1 protein-coding gene and 1 pseudogene are annotated in these 389 nt (G+C 53.7%); both read right to left on the bottom strand.

What is annotated here, in order from left to right:
- Positions 1 to 57: 57 nt before the first annotated feature.
- Positions 58 to 138 (bottom strand): annotated as a pseudogene (locus CHK_RS17195) (hypothetical protein); the annotation flags it as partial.
- Between the two features lie 123 nt (positions 139 to 261).
- On the bottom strand, positions 262 to 389 hold a 128-nt coding region (locus CHK_RS16220; RefSeq protein ID WP_152651679.1), incomplete at its 5' end, for a hypothetical protein.

Here is a 389-nt window from a genome sequence, read left to right as displayed (position 1 = left end):
TCTTTTTTAATCAAAAAAGCTTTGGATAGCAATTTAATCGCATAATGCGGGGCCGCTTTATTTCCCCTGTGCTGCCAGATATACCAGCAGCACTGAAATATCCGCAGGCGATACACCCGATATTCGCGACGCTTGCCCCGCGTCAAAGTACAGTTCGACTTGCTCCGTTTCGCTTTGCGAAACGCTCGCCCGCTGCCTGCCTTTTCCTTTCCCCCACAAAGCAGGCTTTGCGGGGCCCCGACTTATCAATGTGGGGCCGCTTTATTTCCCCTGTGCTGCCAGATATACCAGCAGCACTGAAATATCCGCAGGCGATACACCCGATATTCGCGACGCTTGCCCCACATTGAGGGGCCTCACTTCGCCCAGCTTTGCCCTTGCCTCAAGCC

The organism is Christensenella hongkongensis (genome assembly GCF_000981035.1).
Lineage (GTDB): Bacteria > Bacillota > Clostridia > Christensenellales > Christensenellaceae > Christensenella > Christensenella hongkongensis.
The sequence above is the reverse complement of the archived record's forward strand: the minus strand, read 5'-3'. Positions and strand labels throughout refer to the sequence as shown.